This is a genomic window from Citrobacter sp. wls619 (assembly GCF_005281345.1).
Classification (GTDB): Bacteria; Pseudomonadota; Gammaproteobacteria; order Enterobacterales; family Enterobacteriaceae; genus Citrobacter.
The window spans coordinates 15099-38746 of sequence record NZ_SZXJ01000046.1 but is presented as its reverse complement, the minus strand read 5'-3'; the positions used below and the strand labels follow the sequence as shown (position 1 = coordinate 38746).

At 54.2% G+C, this 23648-nt stretch carries 27 protein-coding genes; 5 read left to right on the top strand and 22 right to left on the bottom strand.

The annotated features are described in order from the left end of the window. Positions 1-46 precede the first annotated feature (46 nt). Positions 47-376 carry a DDRRRQL repeat protein YjdP gene (gene yjdP / locus FDX19_RS12125; RefSeq protein ID WP_137382896.1) on the top strand — a complete coding sequence of 110 codons (330 nt, stop codon included), beginning with the start codon at positions 47-49 and terminating at the stop codon, positions 374-376. On the opposite strand, the gene FDX19_RS12120 is transcribed toward yjdP, so the two are convergent. The 18 genes from FDX19_RS12120 to FDX19_RS12035 form a co-directional block, all read right to left on the bottom strand. Next, positions 373-660, bottom strand: coding sequence for a type II toxin-antitoxin system RelE/ParE family toxin (locus FDX19_RS12120; protein WP_137382895.1), 288 nt, complete (start codon positions 658-660; stop codon positions 373-375). The genes yjdP and FDX19_RS12120 overlap by 4 nt on opposite strands. Continuing rightward, positions 657-908, bottom strand: a complete 252-nt coding sequence (locus tag FDX19_RS12115; RefSeq protein ID WP_006688247.1) for a type II toxin-antitoxin system Phd/YefM family antitoxin — start codon at positions 906-908, stop codon at positions 657-659. Before FDX19_RS12115 ends, FDX19_RS12120 begins: the two co-directional genes overlap by 4 nt. Positions 909-986: 78 nt before the next feature. Continuing rightward, positions 987-1745: a phosphonate metabolism protein PhnP gene (gene phnP, locus FDX19_RS12110; RefSeq protein ID WP_137382894.1), complete on the bottom strand. Its 759-nt coding sequence runs from the start codon at positions 1743-1745 to the stop codon at positions 987-989. 9 nt (positions 1746-1754) lie between these two features. Beyond that, the gene (phnO, locus tag FDX19_RS12105; protein ID WP_137382893.1) at positions 1755-2189 is read right to left on the bottom strand and encodes an aminoalkylphosphonate N-acetyltransferase; all 435 of its coding nucleotides are present in this window, start codon (positions 2187-2189) and stop codon (positions 1755-1757) included. Continuing rightward, positions 2176-2730, bottom strand: coding sequence for a ribose 1,5-bisphosphokinase (gene phnN, locus FDX19_RS12100; RefSeq protein ID WP_137382892.1), 555 nt, complete (start codon positions 2728-2730; stop codon positions 2176-2178). Before phnN ends, phnO begins: the two co-directional genes overlap by 14 nt. A gap of 2 nt (positions 2731-2732) precedes the next feature. After that, positions 2733-3869, bottom strand: coding sequence for an alpha-D-ribose 1-methylphosphonate 5-triphosphate diphosphatase (gene phnM / locus FDX19_RS12095; RefSeq protein ID WP_137382891.1), 1137 nt, complete (start codon positions 3867-3869; stop codon positions 2733-2735). Further along, entirely contained in the window at positions 3866-4552 is a 687-nt protein-coding gene (phnL, locus tag FDX19_RS12090; RefSeq protein ID WP_137382890.1) for a phosphonate C-P lyase system protein PhnL, read from the bottom strand. Before phnL ends, phnM begins: the two co-directional genes overlap by 4 nt. 119 nt (positions 4553-4671) lie before the next feature. Next, positions 4672-5430: a phosphonate C-P lyase system protein PhnK gene (phnK, locus tag FDX19_RS12085; RefSeq protein WP_003826710.1), complete on the bottom strand. Its 759-nt coding sequence runs from the start codon at positions 5428-5430 to the stop codon at positions 4672-4674. Beyond that, entirely contained in the window at positions 5427-6218 is a 792-nt protein-coding gene (gene phnJ, locus FDX19_RS12080) for an alpha-D-ribose 1-methylphosphonate 5-phosphate C-P-lyase PhnJ (protein ID WP_224774781.1), read from the bottom strand. The genes phnK and phnJ overlap by 4 nt, the downstream gene beginning before the upstream one ends. Positions 6219-6264: 46 nt before the next feature. Further along, on the bottom strand, positions 6265-7332 hold the full coding sequence (locus tag FDX19_RS12075; RefSeq protein ID WP_137382889.1) for a carbon-phosphorus lyase complex subunit PhnI: 1068 nt from the start codon (positions 7330-7332) through the stop codon (positions 6265-6267). Continuing rightward, positions 7332-7916: a phosphonate C-P lyase system protein PhnH gene (gene phnH, locus FDX19_RS12070; RefSeq protein WP_137382888.1), complete on the bottom strand. Its 585-nt coding sequence runs from the start codon at positions 7914-7916 to the stop codon at positions 7332-7334. Before phnH ends, FDX19_RS12075 begins: the two co-directional genes overlap by 1 nt. Beyond that, complete coding sequence (gene phnG, locus FDX19_RS12065; protein ID WP_137382887.1) at positions 7913-8365, bottom strand: phosphonate C-P lyase system protein PhnG; 453 nt, start codon at positions 8363-8365, stop codon at positions 7913-7915. The genes phnH and phnG overlap by 4 nt, the downstream gene beginning before the upstream one ends. Continuing rightward, complete coding sequence (gene phnF, locus FDX19_RS12060; protein ID WP_137382886.1) at positions 8366-9091, bottom strand: phosphonate metabolism transcriptional regulator PhnF; 726 nt, start codon at positions 9089-9091, stop codon at positions 8366-8368. Positions 9092-9111: 20 nt separating this feature from the next. Beyond that, positions 9112-9891, bottom strand: coding sequence for a phosphonate ABC transporter, permease protein PhnE (phnE, locus tag FDX19_RS12055; protein ID WP_016155398.1), 780 nt, complete (start codon positions 9889-9891; stop codon positions 9112-9114). Between the two features lie 104 nt (positions 9892-9995). Further along, complete coding sequence (gene phnD, locus FDX19_RS12050; RefSeq protein WP_137382885.1) at positions 9996-11012, bottom strand: phosphonate ABC transporter substrate-binding protein; 1017 nt, start codon at positions 11010-11012, stop codon at positions 9996-9998. A gap of 23 nt (positions 11013-11035) precedes the next feature. Beyond that, complete coding sequence (phnC, locus tag FDX19_RS12045) at positions 11036-11824, bottom strand: phosphonate ABC transporter ATP-binding protein (RefSeq protein WP_137382884.1); 789 nt, start codon at positions 11822-11824, stop codon at positions 11036-11038. A 132-nt stretch (positions 11825-11956) separates the two neighbouring features. Further along, positions 11957-12406 (bottom strand): VOC family metalloprotein YjdN, encoded by a 450-nt coding sequence (gene yjdN, locus FDX19_RS12040; RefSeq protein ID WP_137382883.1) that lies wholly within the window; start codon positions 12404-12406, stop codon positions 11957-11959. 139 nt (positions 12407-12545) lie between these two features. Then, on the bottom strand, positions 12546-12881 hold the full coding sequence (locus tag FDX19_RS12035) for a zinc ribbon domain-containing protein YjdM (protein WP_003031835.1): 336 nt from the start codon (positions 12879-12881) through the stop codon (positions 12546-12548). 542 nt (positions 12882-13423) lie between these two features. Here FDX19_RS12035 and crfC point away from each other — a divergent pair. Together crfC and FDX19_RS12025 are read left to right on the top strand one after the other, a co-directional pair. Next, the gene (gene crfC, locus FDX19_RS12030; protein ID WP_137382882.1) at positions 13424-15781 is read left to right on the top strand and encodes a clamp-binding protein CrfC; all 2358 of its coding nucleotides are present in this window, start codon (positions 13424-13426) and stop codon (positions 15779-15781) included. Beyond that, the gene (locus tag FDX19_RS12025) at positions 15778-16671 is read left to right on the top strand and encodes a diguanylate cyclase regulator RdcB family protein (protein ID WP_137382881.1); all 894 of its coding nucleotides are present in this window, start codon (positions 15778-15780) and stop codon (positions 16669-16671) included. Before crfC ends, FDX19_RS12025 begins: the two co-directional genes overlap by 4 nt. A 30-nt stretch (positions 16672-16701) precedes the next feature. On the opposite strand, the gene kdgT is transcribed toward FDX19_RS12025, so the two are convergent. Further along, positions 16702-17700: a 2-keto-3-deoxygluconate transporter gene (kdgT, locus tag FDX19_RS12020; protein ID WP_137382880.1), complete on the bottom strand. Its 999-nt coding sequence runs from the start codon at positions 17698-17700 to the stop codon at positions 16702-16704. Positions 17701-18400: 700 nt separating this feature from the next. Here kdgT and proP point away from each other — a divergent pair. Both proP and pmrR read left to right on the top strand, forming a co-directional pair. Then, positions 18401-19903 (top strand): glycine betaine/L-proline transporter ProP, encoded by a 1503-nt coding sequence (proP, locus tag FDX19_RS12015; RefSeq protein WP_137382879.1) that lies wholly within the window; start codon positions 18401-18403, stop codon positions 19901-19903. A 158-nt stretch (positions 19904-20061) separates the two neighbouring features. Next, a complete protein-coding gene (gene pmrR, locus FDX19_RS12010) occupies positions 20062-20151 on the top strand; it encodes an LpxT activity modulator PmrR (RefSeq protein WP_003826741.1) in 90 nt (29 codons plus the stop codon). On the opposite strand, the gene pmrB is transcribed toward pmrR, so the two are convergent. The 3 genes from pmrB to eptA are packed head-to-tail and all read right to left on the bottom strand — an operon-like array spanning position 20145 to position 23538. Next, positions 20145-21227 carry a two-component system sensor histidine kinase PmrB gene (pmrB, locus tag FDX19_RS12005; RefSeq protein ID WP_212734711.1) on the bottom strand — a complete coding sequence of 361 codons (1083 nt, stop codon included), beginning with the start codon at positions 21225-21227 and terminating at the stop codon, positions 20145-20147. The genes pmrR and pmrB overlap by 7 nt on opposite strands. Next, positions 21228-21896, bottom strand: a complete 669-nt coding sequence (pmrA, locus tag FDX19_RS12000) for a two-component system response regulator PmrA (RefSeq protein ID WP_048213870.1) — start codon at positions 21894-21896, stop codon at positions 21228-21230. A 4-nt stretch (positions 21897-21900) separates the two neighbouring features. Beyond that, positions 21901-23538 (bottom strand): phosphoethanolamine transferase EptA, encoded by a 1638-nt coding sequence (eptA, locus tag FDX19_RS11995; RefSeq protein WP_137382878.1) that lies wholly within the window; start codon positions 23536-23538, stop codon positions 21901-21903. Between the last annotated feature and the right edge of the window lie 110 nt (positions 23539-23648).

Below are 23648 nucleotides of genomic sequence, written 5' to 3'. Positions count from 1 at the left end.
AGCACTTTGATTACCGTGGGGTCAGTTTCTTTATGAGGCTGGTTTTATGAAACGCTCCCCGACGCTCTTTTTATTCAGTTTGTTGATGTTGACGACGATTTCGGCGCATGCAGACATTATTGATGACGCCATTGGCAATATTCAACGTGCCGTCAGCGATGCCTATAATCCGGATAACAATCGGGATTATGACGACTCACGTGATGATGGCTGGCAGCGTCAGATGAGTGACGATCGCCGTAGGCAGTACGACAATCGTCGTCGCCAGTTCGAAGACCGCCGTCGTCAGTTAGACGACCGCCAGCGGCAGCTCGATCAGGAACGTCGACAGTTAGAAGACGAAGAACGCAGAATGGAAGAGGACTACGATCGTTAGCGCAATCTTTCGCTGGCAAGGTTATAGACTTCACTACGCTCGCGTTTACCGACGGCAACGACCGCGATGACCAGGGTGTCGTCAATGACTTGATAAACAAGACGAAACCCTGATGTTCGTAGTTTGATTTTGTAGCAATCTTTTATTCCCCTGAGCTTTGCTGAAGGAATATGCGGATTTTCACAGCATTTCTTTAGTTTTTTGGCAAATTGCTGCTGAATGGCTTTATCAAGTTTTTGCCATTCTTTCAGCGCATCTTCCCTGAACTTTACCGTATAACTCATAAGTAGCTGTCCAGATCCACATCCACCAGGGGTTGTTGGCTACGTTCATGGACTAATTTAACCAGCTGTTGATCGTCCAGCGCATCGAGCATTTTTTCGTAAAGCTCTGCTGGCACGCAATAAAAAGCGGGCTGGTTACGGTTCAGAATTGCGACCGGAAACCCATCTCCTGCGCTAACCGTCGCCATCGGGTTCTTTTTTAGCTCACTCACACTCGCGGTGGTATCGCTTAAAATAATATGCGGCATAATCGCTCCTAAAGACCATTTAACTGGTCTTAATATAGGATTTAAGAGACCTGTTAACAAGTCTTATTGTCCGGGAAATTACTCCAGCACAATCTCCATTCCGTCATATCCAGCCTCAATCCCTGCGGGAAGTGGATTTTCCATCATCCACAGGTCGAACTGATGACTGATGTGCGTCAGGATCACCCGCGGGCAGCGGATAACCTCGTTTAGGGCGATGACGGTATTTACATCGCTGTGATTGCGTGGCGGCTCGGCGCGTGGGGCGTGGCTGCAGTCGATGATAATCACTTGCGGCTGGTTATTGTGCAGAAACTTCAGCGTCTTGTCGGGAAGCCCGGCGGTATCCGAGAGCCATGCCACGCGGCTGTGCGCGGTTTCCAGCAGATAGCCGAACGTCAGCTTAGAGTGGTTGAGCGGTAAAGGGGTCACCTGCAATCCCTGTAAATCGAACACCACAAACGGCGCGACGGTCTGGCTAAAATCCAGAATGCCGGGGTGCTTAAACAGATCGTCGCAGCCCTGTTCATCCGGTGGGCCGTACACCGGGATTGTTTTTCCCACTCCCCAGCGCAGCGGAAACAGTCCCTGTACATGATCCATATGATAGTGAGTGAGCAGGAACTGCTGGAAACTGCCTGCCGGCCAGTCGTCCATCAGATGGGGGATCCCTGCATCCAGGAGCGTCACCGCGTCGTTGAATTTGACCACGCCACTGCAGGGGCGTCGGCGGTATTGCGTCTGTAAACGTGCTCGCTGGCAAGCGGCACAGTTGCAGCCAAAAGCCGGTACCAACTGTGCGCCGCCGGTTCCTGTAAGCGTAATGGTCAGACTCATCGCATCCCCCTACAACGGCTTGGTAAAGCGAAAATGGCTCTGCGTATAACCTTCTCGGCGGTAAAAACGATGCGCATCAAGGCGCTGCGTGCTGGTGGAAAGCTCGGTCATTTCCGCCCCCGCTTCGCGCGCGGTGGCTTCGGCCCAGGCCAGCAACTGGCTGCCTACCTTCAACCCCCGAGCCTGTGGCATCACCACCAGTTCCTGAATCTCACCAATCCAGTTAGCGTGGTGCAGGTGAAACTGCAAATGCAGACCGATCAATCCGATAACCTGTCCGTCAAGCAGCGCCAGTTGGTAGTGCATATTGGGGTCTTGCAGATTTGCTATATACCCGGTGCTAAAGGCCTGGTGGTCGAATTTACCCTGCTTCAGTTCGCAGACCAGCGCGTAAACCGCATCGGTGTCATACAGCGTAGCGCGGCGTAATTCACAGACAGACATGTTTCTTCTCCTTGCGTCCCATCAGGGTGAGCAGTGTATCGACTGACTGTAGCAAACTTCCATCGTTATTCAGGACGTGGCAGTCGTAAGGCGCGTAGCGGGCCGCGCGTTCAAGGCGGGCAGCGATTTCCGTTTCGCTTTCCCGTCCGCGTGCCTGCAGACGTTGGCGTAAAATCGCCGGAGAAACCTGTAAGCAGATAGGCGTTAAAGCCGTGCCATAGCGTGATTGCGCCTGCGGCAGATGGGCGCGTGAACCGTTGACCACCACATCAAAACCCGCATGCAGCCAGAGGTCAATTTCCACGCCGACGCCGTAGTACAAACCGTTGGCATGCCAGCTTAGCGCCAGCAGGTTTTGCCCGGCACGGGTAAAAAACTCTTGTTCGCTGAGGGCGATGTGGTTTTCATTCCCGGCGTTGGCCGCCCGGGTGATGTAGCGATGTGCCACCAGCAATTGTGCCGGTTCCTGTTGGCGGAGTTCCGCCAGCAGACTGTCCTTTCCGGAGCCGGATGGCCCCATCAGCCAGATCAGTTTACCCATAGTCAGAATACCCTTTTGCCCTGACGCCAGACGTGGTCGATATGGATGTTGCCGCCTTTGCGGTGCGCCAGCACCAGATCTGCGCGTTTTCCTTCGGCAACCACGCCACGGTCGTCAAGATTCAACGCCCGTGCGGGATTACGGGTCACCAGACGAATCGCCTGTGGCAGCGTAAAACGGTTGGTATCGTCATCTGCGACACGAAATGCTGCGTCGAGCAGACTGGCGGGGTAGTAATCGGAAGAGAGGATATCCAGTAACCCCAGTTCGGCCAGCTTATGGGCTGCTACGTTGCCGGAGTGCGAACCGCCGCGCACGATATTCGGCGCGCCCATCAGCACGTTCATGCCATGCTGGCGCGAGGCTTCGGCGGCTTCGAACGTCGTGGGAAATTCGGCGATCACGCTGCCTAGTTGATGCGATTCAAGGACATGATCGTGGGTGGCGTCATCGTGGCTCGCCAGTGCAATCTGCCGTTCACGACACATCTGTGCGATGGCGGTGCGGTTGGGTTGTGACCAGCGAGCCGCCAGGGCGAGTTGCTCTTCTTCATAGCGGGCCATCTGCTCGTCGGTCAGCGAATACTTGCCCTGATAATACTCGCGGTACTTCTCGCGATTGGCGAACTGACGCTGACCCGGTGAGTGATCCATCAGCGACACCAGCGTTACCGGCTCACGACCGACCAGCTTTTCAAATAGCGGCAGGGTGGTGTGGTGCGGCAGCTCGCAGCGCAGATGCAGACGGTGTTCGGCACGGTTGACCCCGCGCTTTTGCGTCTCTTCCACCGCATTGATCATTTTTTCCAGGTTTTCCAGACGGTCGCCACCGTCGCGCACATCGCCAATCGCCACCGCGTCCAGCACGGTGGTAATACCGCTGGCAACCATTAAAGCATCGTGGCTGCTCATTGCCGAGTGGGCAGGCCAGTCTACCTTCGGGCGCGGGGTGAAAAACTTGTCGAGGTTATCGGTATGCAGCTCGATAAGCCCCGGCAGCAGCCAGCCGCCTTCACCGTCCAGCGCTTCAGGCAGCTGGCTTTGACTTTCGGCAAAAGTGCGAATAACCCCACCTGCAATTTCCAGCGATCCTTGCACCACCTCATCTTCCAGCACCAGCTTTACATTGTTGATAATCATGCTGTTGTTCCCATCAGGTGCAGACGATCCGCGACGCGGTCGCGCACGGTTTGATCGTGAAAAATGCCGACAATTGCCGCGCCGCGGGCTTTTGCTTCTTCAATCAGCGCCACCACGGCGGCGCTGTTTTTGGCGTCCAGCGAGGCGGTAGGCTCATCGAGCAGCAGAATGGGATAATCGACAATAAACCCACGGGCGATGTTGACGCGCTGCTGTTCGCCGCCGGAAAAGGTTGATGGCGCGAGATGCCACAAGCGCTCAGGAACATTCAGGCGGGTAAGTAGGTTCGCGGCTTTGGCTGCACATTCCTCACGGGATACGCCGAGATCCAGCAGTGGTTGCATCACCACATCCAGCGCGGAAATCCGTGGGATCACGCGCAGGAACTGACTTACCCAACCGATAGTTGAACGACGGACCTCCAGCACTTTACGCGCCGGGGCCTGCACCAGATCGACCCATTCATCGCTGTGGCGGATGTGGATGTGTCCTTCATCCGGCAGGTAGTTGGCGTACAGCGAACGCAGCAACGTGGATTTGCCGCTGCCCGAGTGACCGTGCAGCACCACGCATTCGCCGTTTTTAACGTCCAGAGTCGCGTTTTGCAGCACCGGCAGACGCACGCCGTTTTGCTGGTGGAGCACGAAGGTTTTACTGACATTTTCAACGCGGATCGCGTTCATTTTTAGCCTCTTTAAACATTTGTGCGTTCGATTGCCTGATGGCGCTGCGCTTATCAGGCGCAACCAATGCCGCTCCGTAGGCCGGATAAGGCGCAGCCGCCATCCGGCAAAACAAAAAATCAGTTCTGCAACACCGACGACACCAGCAACTGGGTATACGGATGATGCGGATCGTCGAGCACGCGATCGGTTAACCCACTTTCCACCACCTGGCCCTGTTTCATCACCAGCAAACGGTCGGCCAGCAGGCGCGCAACGCCCAGATCGTGGGTGACAATCACCACAGCCAGATCCAGTTCCACCACCAGGCCGCGCAGCAGGTCCAGCAGTTTGGCCTGTACGGAAACGTCCAGCCCGCCGGTGGGTTCGTCCATAAACACCAGTTTGGGGTGGGTGACGAGGTTACGGGCGATCTGCAAACGCTGCTGCATGCCGCCGGAAAAGGTGGTCGGCAGGTCGTCGATACGCGAGGCGGGGATCTCTACCTCTTCCAGCCAGCGCTGGGCGGTGGCGCGGATGTCGCCGTAGTGGCGAGCCCCGGTGGCCATCAGGCGTTCACCAATATTGCCGCCTGCGGAGACCTGACGGCGCAGACCGTCCAGCGGATGCTGGTGCACCACGCCCCATTCCGTGCGCAGCAGGCGGCGACGGTCGGCTTCGTTCATGCCATACAGCGAACGGTTCTGATACAAAATCTCACCGTTTTGTGGCGTCAGCCGTGAAGAGATCGATTTCAGCAGCGTAGTTTTACCGGAACCGGATTCCCCAACGATACCCAGCACTTCGCCAGGCCACAGGTCAAAAGAGACATCGCTGAAGCCTTTGCCCGGCGCGTAAAGATGGGTCAGGTTGTTGACTGAAAGCAGCGGTTGCGTCATTTGCTGAGGGCCTCGCTCTGTTGGCGGCAGTAGTCGGTGTCGGAGCAGACAAACATGCGTTTGCCGCTGTCATCGAGCACCACTTCGTCGAGATAGCTATGGGTTGATCCGCAGATGGCGCAAGGTTCATCCCAGCTCTGCACGGTAAATGGGTGATCGTCGAAATCGAGGCTTTCCACCCGCGTATACGGTGGTACGGCATAGATACGTTTTTCGCGGCCTGCGCCGAACAATTGCAGGGCTGGCATCATGTCCATCTTCGGGTTGTCAAATTTCGGGATGGGCGACGGGTCCATGACGTAGCGGTCGTTAACCTTCACCGGATAGGCGTAGGTGGTGGCGATATGGCCGAAGCGGGCGATATCTTCATACAGTTTCACCTGCATGATGCCGTACTCTTCCAGCGCGTGCATGGTGCGGGTTTCCGTTTCGCGCGGTTCGATAAAGCGCAGCGGCTCAGGGATCGGCACCTGGAAGATGATTATCTGATCTTCCACCAGCGGCGTTTCCGGGATGCGGTGGCGGGTCTGGATCAAGGTCGCGTCTTCCGTGCGCTCGGTGGTGTTCACCCCGGTCACACGCTTGAAGAAATTACGGATCGACACGGCGTTGGTGGTGTCATCCGCGCCCTGGTCAATCACCTTCAGTACGTCCGGTTCGCCAATCACGCTGGCGGTAAGCTGAATGCCGCCCGTACCCCAGCCGTAGGGCATCGGCATTTCACGTCCGCCAAACGGCACCTGATAGCCGGGGATGGCCACCGCTTTCAGAATGGCGCGACGGATCATGCGTTTGGTCTGCTCATCAAGATACGCAAAGTTGTAGCCGGAGAGGTTAGTGGTCACGGTCGGCCTCCTGTTGCAGGCGTTTAAGCAGTTCCAGTTCGGCCTGGAAATCGACGTAATGGGGAAGTTTGAGGTGCGAAACAAAACCCGCCGCCTCGACGTTATCCGCATGCGCCAGCACGAACTCTTCGTCCTGCGCCGGTCCCGTGACCGTTTCATCGTAGTCGGCTGCCTGTAGGGCGCGGTCTACCAGCGCCATCGCCATCGCTTTACGTTCGCTCATACCGAACACCAGTCCGTAGCCGCGGGTAAAATGGGGGGATTCGTTTTCTGGCGCGACAAAGCCGTTGACCATTTCGCATTCGGTCATCAGCAGTTCGCCGACGTTCACTGCAAATCCCAGCTCTTCCGGCACGGTTTCCAGTGCCACATAGCCGCTGCGGATTTCGGCGGCAAACGGGTGGTTGCGCCCGTAGCCGCGCTGGGTGGAGTAGGCCAGCGCCAGCAGGTAGCCCTCGTCACCGCGCATCAGCTGTTGCAGACGTGAAGCACGTGAACAGGGGTACACCGGCGGTGTGCGGGTGATGTCGTCGGGTGTCGCGCCATCATCCTCTTCACGTTTTGCCAGTCCTTGATTTGCCAGCAGAGAAAAGACGTGCGGAGAGGCGCCCTGCGTATTTTCCGCGCTGCGCAGCGGTGGCGTTTCACCATTGGCCAGCAGGGTAAAATCCAACAGGCGATGGGTGTAATCGTAGGTGGGGCCTAACAGCTGTCCGCCGGGAATGTCCTTATAGACCGCAGAAATTCGGCGCTCAAGGCGCATTTCTGCGCTGTTAATCGGTTCACTGACCGCCACCTTTGCCAGCGTGGTGCGGTAGGCGCGGAGCAAAAAGATGGCTTCGACGTTATCGCCGCTGGCCTGCTTCAGCGCCAGTGCCGCCAGCTCGCGGTCGGCAATGCCGCCTTCGGTCATCACCCGGTCGACGGCCAGGTTCATCTGTTGTTCGATTTGCGCCACGCTCAGTTCAGCAATGCTCTCATCGCCCCGGCGTCGACTTTCCTGCAGGGCATGGGCGTTGGCTATCGCCTTTTCGCCCCCTTTGACGGCGACGTACATCAGCACACCTCCACATGGGTGGTTCGCGGAATAGCCAGCAGACGTTCGCCGCAGGTGAGGATCAGATCGACCCCCAGCGGGAACGGATGCGGGCGCTCGGTAAGTTCGTGAATCAGGCATTCCGGCAGTTGTGGCGCGATCATGCGCTCTTCGGCGATGCCCGCGCCGGTCAGACGCAGCATGCGTCCGCCGCTTAAGCCAGAGATCTGCACAATCAGCGTGGCGCTGCTCTCTGGCGCGACGGCGGAACCGGCGGAGAGGGCGTTAAGCTGTTCGCTGCTGATGCGCTCGTCGGCGACGGCAAAGGCTGCCTGTTGCGGCTGCTCCACCAGCGGCGCGTTGGTGTGAAAACGCAGATTCTGCCGGGCGATATCGTTATCTATCGATGGCGCCAGCCAGACCGGCGTGTCGCCATCGACCAGGGTCAGCAGCACGCTGGTGGTGGCCAGACCCAGCGGCTGCCAGCCGTGTTTCAGTTGATGCAGGGCGACGATTACGCCCGGTTCGCTCATGGCCTTCAGCAGACGACGAAAGCTCTGCTGAGCATCCTGAACGGGTAAATTAAAGGCGGTTTGTAAGGTCATGCGTTATCTCCGCGTACCAGCGTGAAGAAGTCGACCCGGCTGGCGTTGACTTCGGCACGGCGTGCGCTAATCAGCGCATCGCGTTCCGCTTCCAGCGGGGCAATTAAGGTTTCCATCAGGTTCTGGAAAGGCGTCTGTTCCTGCAGCAATGCGTCAATTACCGCGCACTGCTCGGCGTGTTGTTTATTGCGACCCAGCAGGTAGCTGTAGCCCAGCGTGCCGCTCTTCAGGCGTACCACTGCGCGGGTAAGCGTGGTGTCGCCGGCAAAGAAGCGATTACCGGTGCCGCCCATGCGGGCCTGGATCTGCATCAGTCCGCTTTCCGGGGCGCGGATAAGCTCATAGTCCGGCGTCAGTTTGAGCGCGTTGATGCGCGCATTCAGGGCATCGGCCTTGCTGTAAGCCAGCGCGCGCATCCAACGCTGGCGAGTGGCGGTATCGAAATGCATTCAGTGCTCCATGGTGAATTCGATCATGTCGGCGCGGGTCAGGCTGACGGAATATTCCGCGGCCTGTTCTTCGCCTTCACGGTGGTTCAGGGTGCGCACGCACAGCAGCGGCGCCATATTGGGGATTTCCAGCACCTTGCTCTCTTTGGCCTGTGCGCGGCGGGCGCTGATACGCGTTTGCGTGCGTAGCAGCGTCAGGCCCGACTGTTCGCGCAGGTAGTCGTGCAGTGAGCCGTGGTTAAAGCCCTGCAACAGCGGCCAGAGAGTGAGGTCGGAAAAATAGTGGTCGATTTGGCACAGGGCGATGCCGTTGACCCGGCGCAGGGTGCGCAGGTGAATCACGTTATTGCCCTCGTTAATGCTCAGCGCTTCAGCAATGTGGCTGGAGGCCGGACGCAGCACCGCCAGCAGTTTTTCGCTGGTGGGGTGGCTGCCCTGGTCCAGCAGGTTCTGGCTGAAGCGTGCCTGGGCATTCAGCGGATAGTCGAACGGGCGCATCAGCACCAGCACGCCCACGCCCTGACGACGTTGAACCCAACCGCGCTCAACCAACTGGTCAATGGCGCGGCGCAGGGTGTGGCGGTTTACCTCGTAGCGCGCGGCCAGTTGATGCTCGGCGGGCAGGTAATCACCGCAGCGATAATGTTGACGAAGCTCCTGCTCAAGTCTCGCGGCAATTTCCTGATAACGCGTTGGATAACTGGTCGGATGTGTAGACAAGTGCATAGCAATCAATGCCTCGCTAATCAGATAAAGTGCTTACGCAAACGCTGGGAGAGGAAATCCAGCAGACTGACTGTGACGATGATTAACACCATCAGGGCGCAGGTTTGCTGGAACTGGAAGCCGCGAATTGCTTCCCATAAGGTCACGCCGATACCACCGGCTCCCACCATCCCGACCACCGTGGCCGAACGAACGTTGGACTCAAAGCGATACAGCGAGTAGGAGATAAGCAGCGGCATGACCTGTGGCAGAACGCCGTACAGAATCTCTTCAATCTTGTTGGCTCCGGTGGCGCGAATGCCTTCTACCGGACCGGGTTCAATGGCTTCTACTGCTTCGGAAAGCAGCTTGGAGAGCACCCCGGTGGTATGGATAAACAGCGCCATCACCCCGGCAAACGGACCCAAACCAACGGCGACCACAAACAGCATGGCGAAGACCATTTCGTTGATGGCGCGACAGGCATCCATCAGGCGACGCATCGGCTGGTAAATCCACCACGGCACGAGGTTATCGGCGCACATCAAACCGAAGGGAATCGATAGCACAACGGCGAGGGCAGTCCCCCAGACGGCGATTTGTAGGGTGACGGCCATTTCGCCGAGATAGTCCTGCCACTGGCTGAAGTCCGGCGGGAAGAAGTCGGCGGCGAAGGTTGCCATATTGCCGGAATCCTGGATCAGCGTGAGCGGGGCCATTTCGGCCCCTTTCCACGAGACCACCAGCACGGCGAGCAGAATGGCCCAGCTCAGCAGCGAGAACCAGCTACGCTTGGGTGGGGCGACGGTGATGGTTTGCATGTTTAGCTCCGTGCGTCGGTTATTGCCGGATGGTGGCGCTTGCGCCTTATCCGGCCTACGATGTCCTGTAGGCCCGGTAAGCGAAGCGCCACCGGGCATCAGGGTTACTGCACCGCTTTGGTGACGCTGGTCATGGCGCCCAGCGCGGCGGTCAGACGGTCGAGATCATCAAGCTGTGCTTTCAGCGCCGAGGTTTTGCTGGTTTTCTCTTCCTCGTTCAGCCCTTTGTTGTCCTTCACGCCCTGCATCTCTTTAAACAGCGCCAGTTGGCGAATCGGCACCAGTTGCAGATCGCTGGAGGCGCGGAACGGTGCCCAGCCCAGGCGTTCCAGGACGGTTTTCTGCTCCGGCGTTTTGCCGTAATTCATAAAGAAGTCGTACACCTTGTCCTTGGTGGCTTCAGAGAGGTTCTTACGCCAGACAATCGGATCGCCTGGGATCAGCGGTGACTTCCAGATAACCTTCAGCTCTTTCAGCTTGTCCGGCGCAGAAGTTTTCAGCTTGTCGAGGTTTTCGGTGTTGTTGGTAGCCACATCCACCTGTTTGTTGGCGACGGCCAGCGCGTTGGTTTCGTGTCCGGCATTGACGGTGCGTTTGAAGTCGCTGGCGGAGATGTTGTTTTTGGCGAAGACGTAGTAACCGGGGACGAGGTAGCCTGAAGTGGAGTTAGGATCGCCGTTGCCGAAGGTCAGATCCTTACGTTTGGCGATCAGATCGTTCAGGTTGTTGATCGGGCTGTCCTTGTTAACGATCAGTACGCTCCAGTACCCCGGAGAGCCATCGGCAGCGACGGTCTGGGCAAACACCTGTCCGTTGGCGCGATCCACCGCTTCCATTGCGGAGAGGTTGCCGTACCAGGCGATATCGACTTTGTTAAAGCGCATTCCCTGGATTATCCCGGCGTAGTCCGGCGCAAAGAAGGCGTTCACTTTTACGCCCAGTGATTTTTCCATATCTTTCAGGAACGGTTCCCACTGCGGCTTCAGGTTTTGCTGTGATTCAGTCGAAATAATGCCAAAGTTCAGCGCTTTTTCTTGCTCTTCGGCATGTGCCGGGCTTAACAAGGTGCTGATGCTGAACATGCTGGTGAAGGCCAGCGCGGCAACGGCTTTATAACTCATTTCCATTCCTCATTGTGGGGACGTTAAGCAGCCTGCGCGTTCTGTTCGACGCGGTTCATGCTGCGGTAGAGATGGTCAAAACGATCGTTATCAAAATGCTGGCTGCTGCCGTCAAAGAAGACGTTCCCCTGGCGCAGCGCGACAATGCGTTCGCAGTAGCGCAGGGCGTAATCCACCTGATGCAGCGTGACGACCACGGTAATACCGTCGGTCTGGTTAATGTCGCGCAGGGTATCCATCACGATGCGCGCCGATTCCGGGTCCAGCGAGGCAATCGGTTCATCGGCGAGGATCACTTTTGCCTGTTGCATCAATGCGCGGGCGATCGCGACGCGCTGTTGTTGCCCGCCGGAGAGCGTGGAAACGCGCTGATAAGCCAAGTGCGCCATACCCACGCGGGTCAGCGCCTGTAATGCGCGTTGTTTCTGCTCTGGCGTAAACCAGCTAAAACAGGTGCGCCAGAATGGCGTGCTGCCGAGCGCGCCAATCAGCACGTTCTCCAGTACGCTCAGCCGGTTCACCAGATTGAACTGCTGGAAGATGTAGCCAGTGTGGGCACGGCTTTTGCGGATGTCGCGCGCCAGTCGGCCTTCACGTTGAACGGTACGGCCTAATAGCTCGACGTGACTGCCCGGTGATTTATCACCGGTGATCAAACCGCTTAGATGACGTAAAAGGGTGGATTTGCCGGAGCCAGATGGCCCAAGCAGAGCCACCATCTCACCGGCACAGATATTCAGATCAACCGCATTAAGCGCCTGATGTTGATTGAAGGATTTGGAGAGTTTCTCGACGCGAATAACCGTTTGCATGATGCGGCCTCCCTAAAAAAGTGGCCCCATCGTGGCGGATTAATGTGACGTTTTCGTTAAAGGAAGGTTACTTGGCGATGAAGAGTTGAGCGATATTTGATGACAATCCGGGAGGACGAGCCTCCCGTTACATCACTCGGTAGGGGGTTGCTGTTGCTTGACGACGTTGATCATCCACGGCACGCCGTACTGGTCGGTCACTTTACCGAAACCATGTGCCCAGAAGGTCTCCTGCCAGTCCATTTCGATTTGTCCTTGTGCGGCCAGGTTATCAAACCAGCGCTTCCCTTCATCGACATTTTGCGTGTCGAGTACCAGCGTAAAGCCAGAGTAGTGGGCTTTTCCGTCGGGGGCGCTATCGCTCATCATGATGTCGCTGCCTGCCACGCGCAGGTTGGCATGAGCAATGGCGGTATCGGGGAATTTCATTCCGGAAGGGCAACCTTCTTCGCTGTCCTGCGCGGATTTGGGCATTTCACCGAAGTTGATTTTGTAGAGTAGCTCAGCGCCTAACGTTTTTTGATAGTAGGCGATAGCGTCAGCGCAGTTGCCTGCAAAGGAGATATAGGGACTTAACGGCATAATTTTTACCTCAGGTAAAAGAAGCCAGTTAAGTGTAGATGCCGTGTGCAAAAATAAACCAGGCGGGAAGTATGGGCTTCCCGCCTGACAAATGAGCTGGTACAGGCCTGATAAGCGCAGCGCCATCAGGCAAGTGAAATCAGTTCTTTTTCACAAACTCAGATTTCAGCTTCATTGGGCCAAAGCCATCAATTTTACAATCGATGTTGTGGTCGCCTTCAACCAGGCGGATATTCTTCACTTTGGTACCGATCTTCAGCATGGAAGAGCTACCTTTTACCTTCAGATCTTTTACTACGGTAACGCTGTCGCCATCGGCGAGCAGGTTGCCGTTAGCATCTTTAACGATCAGTTCGTCGCTGTCCTGAGCGGGTTCAGCGTCGTTCCATTCGTGAGCGCATTCCGGGCAGATGAACATGCCGTTATCTTCGTAAGTGTATTCGGAGTTGCATTGTGGGCAGTGTGGTAATGACATGTGGATTTCCTCAAAAGTCAGCAGGGGCAAAAGCGCCCAAAATTGGCAGATTGCCGAAAAAGGCCGCAATTATACATAAAATCCCTGCTTTTGTCGGGGCTACAGGCCAATTATGCCTAACTATCTGTTGTGGCGTCAGGTTGCTTTCACGTCTATGAAAACCAGAAGGAATATTTTTTAAGGGAAATTGCTACGTTTAGTTATTTAAGATAAGGTGAGGCGAAACACCCGATATTCATAGGTAGCATGGCTTACAGACTAGCTAAGTCATTGTGAGTGAATACTTTGTGACCCCCTTAATTTTGGTAGGGGAATTAAGCTGGCATTTTTTAAAACTGAACTACTCTGTTTATCTTTCTTACTTAATATAGTAAGTGAGAGGCATCAGGCCAGCAGTCATACGATAAATTTTATTTTAATAATATCAGCTGGTTGTTTTAATTTTAATTATTTCCACACGTAATTATAAAAGCCGAAGATCTATAAATAAAACGATTTGGCTAAATAAAAGTAATGCTATTTGCGTTAAGGAAAGATTTTCCATGTACACACAGACAATTTATGAATTAAGTCAGGAAGCTGAACGCTTACTGATGCTCTCTCTTGAACATCTCAGGCAATTGCAGAAATTGCCAATGACCTCGGCGAATGATGTCATGTTGAAAAAAGGAGAGCATAGCGGACAGGTTGTTCAGCCCCTGCATTTCAGCGCGCGTGGCATGGATGTCCAGCAGGCAACGCTCAACAATGAACTGCGAAAGATTACCCGTCTGGAAATGGTTCTGGCGATCGTCGGTACGATGAAGGCGGGAAAATCGACGACGATTAACGCGATTGTCGGAACCGAGGTTTTACCTAATCGTAATCGCCCGATGACGGCGTTACCGACCCTTATCCGCCATACGCCGGGACAGAAAGAGCCGGTGCTGCATTTTTCGCATGTCGCGCCAATTGACGCCTTAATGAAAGTATTACAGCAGCGCGTGCGGGAATGCGACCGTCAGCGTCTGGCTCAGACGCTGGAAATAGATAAGGATATGAATGCCCTGCTTCAACATATTGAAAATGGCGTGGCATTTGAACGGTATTATCTTGGCGCACAACCAATTTTCCATTTTCTCAAGAGCCTGAACGATCTGGTGCGTTTATCTAAAGCGCTGGAGGTGGATTTTCCGTTTACCGCCTATGCTGCAATTGAGCATATTCCGGTTATTGAGGTTGAGTTCGTGCATCTGGCCGGGCTGGCAAGTTATCCGGGACAATTGACGCTGCTGGATACTCCCGGGCCGAATGAGGCCGGGCAGCCACACTTACAGCAAATGCTCAATGAACAGCTGGCCCGGGCTTCAGCGGTACTGGCGGTGATGGATTATACCCAACTGAAGTCGATTTCGGATGAGGAAGTCCGTCAGGCCATTATGGCGGTTGGAAAGTCAGTACCGCTGTATGCGCTGGTTAACAAATTCGATCAGAAAGACCGCAACAGCGATGATGAAGAGCAGGTGCGGGCGTTAATTTCCGGCACGTTGATGCAAGGCGGTATTACGCCTGAACGTATTTATCCGGTCTCCTCAATGTGGGGATATCTGGCCAACAGGGCGCGCCATGAACTCGTGAATAATGGGCGCTTGCCGGATCATCAGGAGCAGCGCTGGGTCCAGGACTTTGCCGAAGCGGCACTCGGCAGGCGCTGGCGTTCCACCGATCTTGAGGATAAAGAGCATATTCGCCATGCCGCCGATCTGCTTTGGGAAGACTCACTGTTTGAACAACCGATTCAGAAAGTGATCCATGCAGCCTACGCCAATGCCTCACTGTATGCGCTGCGCTCGGCATCGCACAAGCTATTGAACTATTCGCAAAGCGCACACGAATATCTGGAGTTTCGCGCCCACGGCTTAACCGTCGCCTATGAGCAGTTGCAGATGAACATCGCGCATATTGAAGATGACATGCAACAGTTGCAGAGAAGCCAGGCGCGGGTGGGCGACGAGGTCAGTCACGAGGTTGAGCTGGCGCTGGAGGCTGCTGCCGGCTATCTCAATCAGCAGCAGACCGAGATTCTGTGCGGTATTAATACGTTCTTTGTTAAAGAAAACGTGTTGATGATGTCACAACATGGCATGGGCGCTGCCATTGCGGCGGCGGAAATGGCCGGTGATATGCTGGTGTTGCATGACGAGGGACAAGCGAAAATTGTGTTAGATAAAATTCGCTCCTCCTGTGAGGTGGTCCTGCTGGCGGCGCAGGAGAGTATCAGCCGGGACCTGGCGCTGCGTTTTGAGGCGCTTGAATCGACGTTATCCCGGGCGCTGAATGACGCTATGCGGCCTATTGAACAACGGGTGAAAGAGGATTTGAACCATGCCGGATTTCGGGCGCGGATCCGTTTTCCAGCCTTTCATGCGTCGATGTTTAATTTCAATACGCGTCAGTTGTTTAACGAGGCTATTGAACAGGATATCCCTGCGGATAATGCCCCCTCCACCGGCGGTGTTGTGCGTGACACATTCTCACGTTGGTTGAATCAGCCAAACTGGGGATGGAATGATTACGTCGAAACAAAAACGCGTTACCTCATTGATATGGGCGCGTTGCACAAGAACCTTGTCCATTATGTCACTCAGTTTTGCCAACAAATTCGTAAAGCTTTAGTTGCTCAGGTCGATATTTCCGTTACGGCAGGCATGGCCACGTTTTTTGCTGATTTTTCACTGTGTCTGACACAATTGCAGGCGAGCCTGCGCGAGAGTCTGACCCTGCGCCAGCAAAATGAATCGGCGGTGAACGCAATGAATGAACAATTGCAGCATCGTATTACGACGGCGGCATGGATTTATGAAGATTCCCGCTTGCTGCGTGACGATATCCACACCCTTTTTGCAACCGAGCATACATGACTAACGTGTTACTGGAAGGCCCAGGGCGGACGCTGGAGTGCGTCTACCCGAAGTTTATGGTCGATCTGGTTCAGGGAGATGAAACCAAACGTTCCGGCGGTTTTCTGCAGCAGCAGCAGCGGTTGCGTGCGCGTCTGACGCAGGAAGTATTATCCCAGACGCAGCTGCGCGCGTGGGTGATGGCGGGGGTTTCCAGCGAACACCTGGTGATGCGCCTTAAGCTGGTGGAAAAGCTGGCGGGCACTATCGATCCTGGCCACCTGGCGCTGGTACGTATTGCCGAGCGACTGGTATTTTTACAACAAACTGAACAACCACGCGGACAATCAACTCCCGGCGTGATGCAGCAATTAATTTCACTGGCTGACGGGTTTGCCCAACGTAGCGCATATAAAGAAAAAGCGCTGACGCAACGTGGGCTGACCGTGCAGGCAGGCGAACACAGTGAACAGATTTTTACTCGCTGGCGGGCTGGGGCGTATGACGGCTGGTCATTACCCGGGCGCTGCTTTGTTGCGCTGGAGGAACTGCGCTGGGGCGCCTTTGGTGATGCCTGTCGGCTGGCGAATGCCGATGTTGTGTCGATGCTAAAAGACAATTTACGCACGATGGCTGCCCAGACACTGGCACACAGCGTGAATGCGGCACCTACTACGCGCCATTATTACCATCAATGGCTGAGTTCACCTGCCGTTGGGGGGGCGAGCGAACATAACGATCTGCTGAGTTGGCTGGGTGACTGGTGCGATGCACAGCGCCATCCGGTGAGCTGGTCGGTGACGCAGCGTTGGCAGAATGTGGCGTTGGGGATGCCGAGACTGTGTTCGGCAAAGCGACTGGTTGATGCGATGGTTGAGGAGATTTTTGCACCGTCCCCTCTGAATCACTGAGAAGGGACGGCGAGTGATGTGTAGCCAGACTTAGTGGTGCAAAGAGTCGGCCGGGGTGGCTGCTGTACTGTTGGCGACGCGTTCCTTGTTAAAGCGTTTGGCGTACAGCGCCGTGATAATTGGCACCAGAATCGCAGTCACTATCACGCTGGCAGCGACCAGAGCCGTTGCCGAAGCGGCAACCGGTTCAAATGCCGGGTTAATCTGGGCGATAATCACTGGGTTCGCCACTGCAGCGCCAGCTGCAGAAGAGGCGGCGACGCCTGCCGTACCGTTCCCACCACCAATGACGCGGTCAGCAATAATCAGCGGGATACCGGTGATAACGATGACGGCCACACCCAGCAGGATACCCAGCAGACCGGTATCAACGATGACGCTCAGGTTAATGGTGTTACCCAGAGCAAAGCCGAAGAACGGAATCAGTACCGGTGTCGCTTTGCTAAAGAAGGCTCGCAGGTCGTGATCCAGGTTGCCCAGTGTAAAGCCAATCAGGAACGGCAGGACCGCGCCGATGAAATGGTGTGGCTCAAAGGAGGCCAGGCCGGCAGAGCCCAGAATGACCATGGTCATTAACGGACCGGACTCCAGCGACATCAACACAAAGGCGCCAGACTCTTCTTTCGTACCGTACTGATTCATCAGGCTGGCGTATAAACCCCCGTTGGTCATGTCCATTGCTGAGACAATTGCCAGTACGGAAAGACCTGCAAAGAACCCGGTTTGAATGCCAGTATCAGGAATAAATGAAGCGGCAATCATGGCCACTGCCCAGGCTACGGCTATTTTGGTTAATACCAATGTACCTGACTTGCGTAATACCGTACCGGTTGCTCGCAAATCAATTGATGCACCGATACAAAAAAACCACACTGCCAGAATCGGAACTGTTCCGCTGATCATCCCTTTGGTAAACGAACCGAAATACGCGCCCGTATCGGGAGCTAACGTATTTAACACTGCGCCTAATAACAGAGGAATCAACATCATTCCGCCGGGGATGCGTTCAATCGTGGCTTTAATTTTCATAAACGTCCTCATGTCTTGTCGCAGGTTATAAACGCGCAAGAAGATAAAAATTATTTAAATTCAAAAGGTTACTTTTGGGTTTTAACAGAGAAAACGGCTATCTCTTTGTTTTATAAAATCTAACGCGGCATACGTTGAGCGTGCTACTGCTCCCAGGGATATTGCGTCTGGAATTAGTTTGCATTCACAGGAACATTGATTCAATCAAAATAAAACGATGTTTTAGTTATCTTCATCACATATTCCGAGCAAAATCTCTCCGGCGCTATGATTATTAAAAAACCTGTGATCTTTTTGTGAAGGGATTAGGTGGTTTTTTTGCTAGCAGAATAATAGTGACTGCGGTGATTGTTGATGGAGCCAGAAGATTTATTCTTGTATTTAATTGTCAGTAAATCGCAAGCATGACATGTAAAAAAGTTGACTCAGAATGACCTGATTTACGCAGGTTGACGAAATGAAAAACTATGTGTGAAGTTGATCACACATTTAAACGCTGTTAGGGTAAAGAGGTCATTAACCGCCCAATCAGGCGTCAACAGGTTCGGTTGTACTGCTCATTTTCAGTCAGTGTAAGTAAACCTGCTACGCTTGTTACAGGGATTGCGCCTGTGCAATCCCCGCTCGGCGATGACCTTGGCGCTACGGCGTTGGGAGACTCGATCTGTAGCGCGACAGGGCTAAGTCTATGAGGACTGGTATGCTAAAAAGGAAAAAAATAAAGCCAATTACGCTTCGCGACGTCACCATTATTGATGACGGAAAACTGCGAAAAGCCATTACCGCCGCGTCACTCGGTAATGCAATGGAGTGGTTTGATTTTGGTGTTTATGGGTTTGTTGCTTACGCATTAGGTAAAGTGTTCTTCCCGGGGGCTGACCCCAGCGTGCAGATGGTTGCTGCACTCGCTACCTTCTCCGTTCCCTTTCTGATTCGACCGCTTGGCGGATTGTTCTTCGGTATGCTCGGCGATAAATACGGTCGCCAAAAGATCCTGGCTATCACGATTGTGATTATGTCGATCAGTACCTTCTGTATTGGGTTGATCCCTTCGTATGCGTCTATTGGTATCTGGGCACCGATCCTGCTGTTGCTGTGTAAGATGGCACAGGGCTTTTCGGTCGGTGGGGAGTATACCGGCGCGTCGATTTTTGTCGCAGAGTATTCCCCGGACCGTAAGCGTGGATTTATGGGCAGTTGGCTGGACTTCGGCTCTATTGCCGGGTTTGTGCTGGGTGCCGGTGTAGTCGTCTTGATCTCGACCGTCGTCGGTGAAGACAACTTCCTTGAATGGGGTTGGCGTATTCCGTTCTTCCTGGCGCTACCATTAGGGCTGATTGGTCTGTATCTGCGTCATGCTCTGGAAGAAACACCTGCGTTTCAGCAGCATGTCGACAAGCTGGAGCAGGGCGATCGTCAGGGTCTGCAGGAAGGACCGAAGATTTCGTTTAAAGAAATTGCGACTAAACACTGGCGTAGCCTGCTGGCATGTGTTGGTCTGGTGATTGCCACCAACGTCACCTACTACATGCTGCTCACCTATATGCCGAGTTATCTGTCGCATAACCTGCATTACTCTGAAGACCACGGCGTGCTGATTATTATCGCCATCATGATTGGTATGCTGTTTGTGCAGCCAATTATGGGTTTGCTCAGCGACCGCTTCGGGCGTCGTCCGTTTGTGATCATGGGCAGTATTGCGTTGTTTGTGCTGGCGATTCCGGCATTTATTCTGATTAACAGTAACGTCATCGGCCTGATTTTCGCCGGGTTGCTGATGCTGGCGGTGATCCTCAACTGTTTTACCGGGGTGATGGCGTCAACGTTACCGGCGATGTTCCCGACGCATATTCGCTACAGTGCGCTGGCCGCCGCGTTTAATATCTCGGTATTGATCGCCGGTCTGACGCCGACGTTAGCCGCCTGGCTGGTGGAAAGTTCGCAGAATCTGATGATGCCTGCTTACTATCTGATGGTGATTGCGGTGATTGGTTTAATTACCGGCGTGACCATGAAAGAGACCGCCAATCAGCCGCTGAAAGGGGCTACGCCTGCGGCTTCGGATATTCAGGAAGCGAAAGAAATTCTCGGCGAGCACTACGATAACATTGAGCAGAAAATCGAAGACATCGATCAGGAAATTGCTGATCTACAGGTTAAACGTTCGCGCCTGGTCCAGCAGCATCCGCGTATTGATGAGTAATCGTGTGATTGCCTGATGGCACTACGTTTATCAGGCCTACGGATAGCATTGTACTTTGTAGGCCGGATAAGGCCTCGGCCGCCATCCGGTGCGTGGCCTTAAGGTTGGCTTAATCTCCGTAAGGCAAACTCTCCTCCAGATTATCGGAGGAGAGTGTCATGAAAACCCGTATTTATGAAAGTTTGACCACCGTATGCAGCGTACTGATTGTGAGCAGCTTTTTGTACGTGTGGGTGAGCTCTTACTGATCTTTCTCCAGCACCACCCAGGCGCGAGTACCACTGGCACCTGGGCGGTTTTGTAAAAAGAACTGCCCGCGATGAAGTTGGGTAATTCGACTGACAATACTCAATCCCAGCCCAATGCCGCCGAAACGGCTGTCCATGCGTACAAACGCTTTGCTTAACTCCCCGCATTTACTTTCATCAATGCCTGGTCCTTCATCCTCAACGGCCAGAATTGCATTTTGTTCCGCGTTAAGGTTAATCGTAATGTTGGTACCTTCCGGGCTGTAACGGTGGGCGTTTTCTACCAGATTTCGCAACAACATCCGCAACAGCGTGGCGTCGCCGCGTACCATGACATCCTCTGCGCTTGCCGGTAGGAGCAACGTTTGTTGCCGCTGGTCCAGCATGGTGCTGAGCTCATCGTAGGAGGGCAGTATGACGTCCTCCAGCAGTTTGACATGCTGGTAATTCCCGGCCGAAAACGACTGACCCACACGGGCGAGTTGCAACAGCTGCGACACGCTGTCCATCATTTGGTCAAGACGGGTGATGAGCGCCGTAACGTCAACATTGTGGGTTTTTGAGAGCAATTCCAGATGCAGACGAACGCCGGATAGTGGCGTTCGTAGCTCATGGGCAACGTCAGCAGTAAACAGACGCTCGTTGTCGATAGTGGTTGTTAGCCGCGTGACCAGATGATTGAGCGCCGTCACTACCGCCTGTATCTCAAGGGTGGAGCTACGGATATTAATGGGAGCCAGATTATCCGCTGTGCGAGTTTCTAATTCCTGTTGGAGATCGGCAAGAGGACGGGTAATGCGCCGCACCGCCTGATAGCAAATAATGAGCGTCAGGCTGACCATAAAAATGCCGGGGACGATCAGGCTGGCGATAGCCTCCCGGATCTCATGCATGATATGGCGATCGTTGTTACGGTTTTCGCGTAACGCCTGTTCGAACAGCTGTATTTGCTCGGTGCTTTCGTGCCACAACCAGAAGGTGCTAATCAGCTGGAAGACCAGCAGAATCAGGCCGATCGTCAGCATTAAACGCTGGCGAAGCGGGAGCGGTTGTTTTAGAAAACGCATCAAATTCACTTAGCTTTCCTCAGTAGCGGCCAGCATGTAGCCAAAACCTCGAACCGTGCGAATGCGTGATTTTCCCACTTTATCGCGCAGGTTGTGGATGTGGACTTCCAGCGTATTGGTCGACGGCTCGTTATCCCAGCTGTAGATGTCGTTATACAGAATTTCCCGGTGTACCGGGCTCCCCGCTTTGAGCATCAGCCGCGACAATAGCGCGTACTCTTTTGGCGTTAAGACAATTTCTTGTCCATCCATCCACACCTGGCGGCGGCCGATATTCAATGTCAGGTTACCAATGATAATCTCACTTTCACCCTGATTGTTGTGCCGGCGCAACAGCGCCCGAATGCGGGCATGTAGTTCTTCCAGCGCGAACGGTTTGACCAGATAGTCATCCGCGCCGACATCCAGCCCGGTGATGCGGTCTTTCACGGTGTCGCGGGCGGTCAGGATCAGCACCGGAACGGTATATTTTTTCTGCCTGATACGGGTCAGAAAATGCAGGCCATCCTCATCCGGTAAACCTAAATCCAGAACGACAAGACTGTAGTGCCCCGTTTCCAGGCAATGCTCGGCGGCACGGGCCGTTGACACGCCATCGCAGGCGTAGCCTTCCGTTTGTGCGGCAAGTATCAGCCCCTGTAGTAACAGCGTATCGTCTTCAACAATCAGAATTTTCATTCGGTTAGCCTCCCTTGCATGGGTGCAGAATATCATCTGCTGACTGGTAATACTTGGTTTGTACGCCCGTTAATCCCAGCAGGGTTGAGAACAGATTATCCTGTGAGAAATCTTCTGAGCTGGCCCGTTTCTGCAAACATGTTTGAGAAACCTGGTAGCGTTGCTGATAGTCCTCTGAAAGCCACAACAGCATCGGCACATGTTTTTGTGTGTCTGGTGCAATCGAATACGGCAGACCGTGCAAGTAGACGCCGTTTTCTCCTAAGGATTCACCGTGATCGGAAAGATAAACCAGGCTGGTGGTGAAATTGTCCTGATGCGCTTTCAGTATATTGATCGCTTTATCAACAATATAGTCAATGTACAGGATGGTATTATCGTAGGTATTCACCAGTTGCTGCTGCGAACAGGTTTGAATTTCGTTGGTATCGCAGGTTGGGGTAAATTTCTTAAACTGTGGCGGATAACGGTTGTAATAGGTTGGGCCATGGCTGCCGATGGTGTGCAGCACGATCACGCCGTCGCCCTTCAGGTTATCAATGTACTCTTCCAGCCCGTGGAACAGGACTTCATCGTAACATTCACCGTTAATACACTGTCCTGGTAGGTTCAGCGCAGTCATATCCTGATGCGGTACGCGGTCACAGGCGCCTTTACAGCCGCCGTCGTTATCATTCCACAGAACGTTAATTCCCGCCCGCTGGATGATATCGAGTACGCCTTCCTGGTGGTGAGCCAGCTCTTCATCGTAGTGCGCTCGTGGCATGTTGGAGAACATGCAGGGTACGGAAACGGCTGTCGCCGTACCGCAGGACGTTGTACGCGGGAAATAAACGACATCATCTTTTTCCAGCAACGGATTGGTCTGACGTGAATAACCTGACAGAGAGAAGTTGTCGCCGCGTGACGTTTCACCGAGCACCACAATAGTGAGGTTCTTACGTTTTCCTTTCACCATTTCTGGATTACGGTGCGCATCTTCGCCAATACGTACCAGCGGCAGGTTGGCCAGCCTCTGGTGTGAATACCAGGATGACGTTGCCACGATGCTGTTGGACGGGCTGAGGGACTTAACCAGCTCTTTGTTATTCCGAAACAGCGACGCGTAATCTTTATAGAAGAAGGCGGCGACCAGCACGATAAGCAGTGCCGATATCAGGATATTCGCAGCGCGATACAACACGCTGCGCAGCGCAGGCGTAATGGGTTTGATTCTTACCCAGCAGGCAACGATGGCGGCCAGAATGCCGCTCAGTCCCAGCGTCAGGAGCATTTGCGGCGTCATGAGGGCGAAGGTTTCAGCCGGTGTGGTATCCATCATGTTGGCGATCATCGAGCGGTCGATGATGATGCCGTAGGTCATGATGAAATACTGGGCGGACGCCCCGACCAGAATGAAAATGCACGCGACCAGGCGGTTAAGCCACAGGAAAGAGGCCAGCGTGAGCACGATATTCATAACGCTGAACGCGACAACCGGCATCGATAAGAACACCAGGATGTTGCGCAGGGAATCCAGCGGAAGGTCTTGCAGCACCTGTTTATAGAACGCGATGTTCAGGAAGGTCGCAAGATAAAATGAGATCAGCAATAGCCAGCTGATTTGCCCGAGAGTCGGTCTTTTAAACAGGAGCTTTAACATTAAGGGGGTTCCATCGACTAAGTGGAGCGGATCCTCTCAAAGTAAAATTAAGCCAACATTAAGTTCTTAATGTTAGCAGGTACTGGTGGGGTGTGTGATGCGTAGGCCCG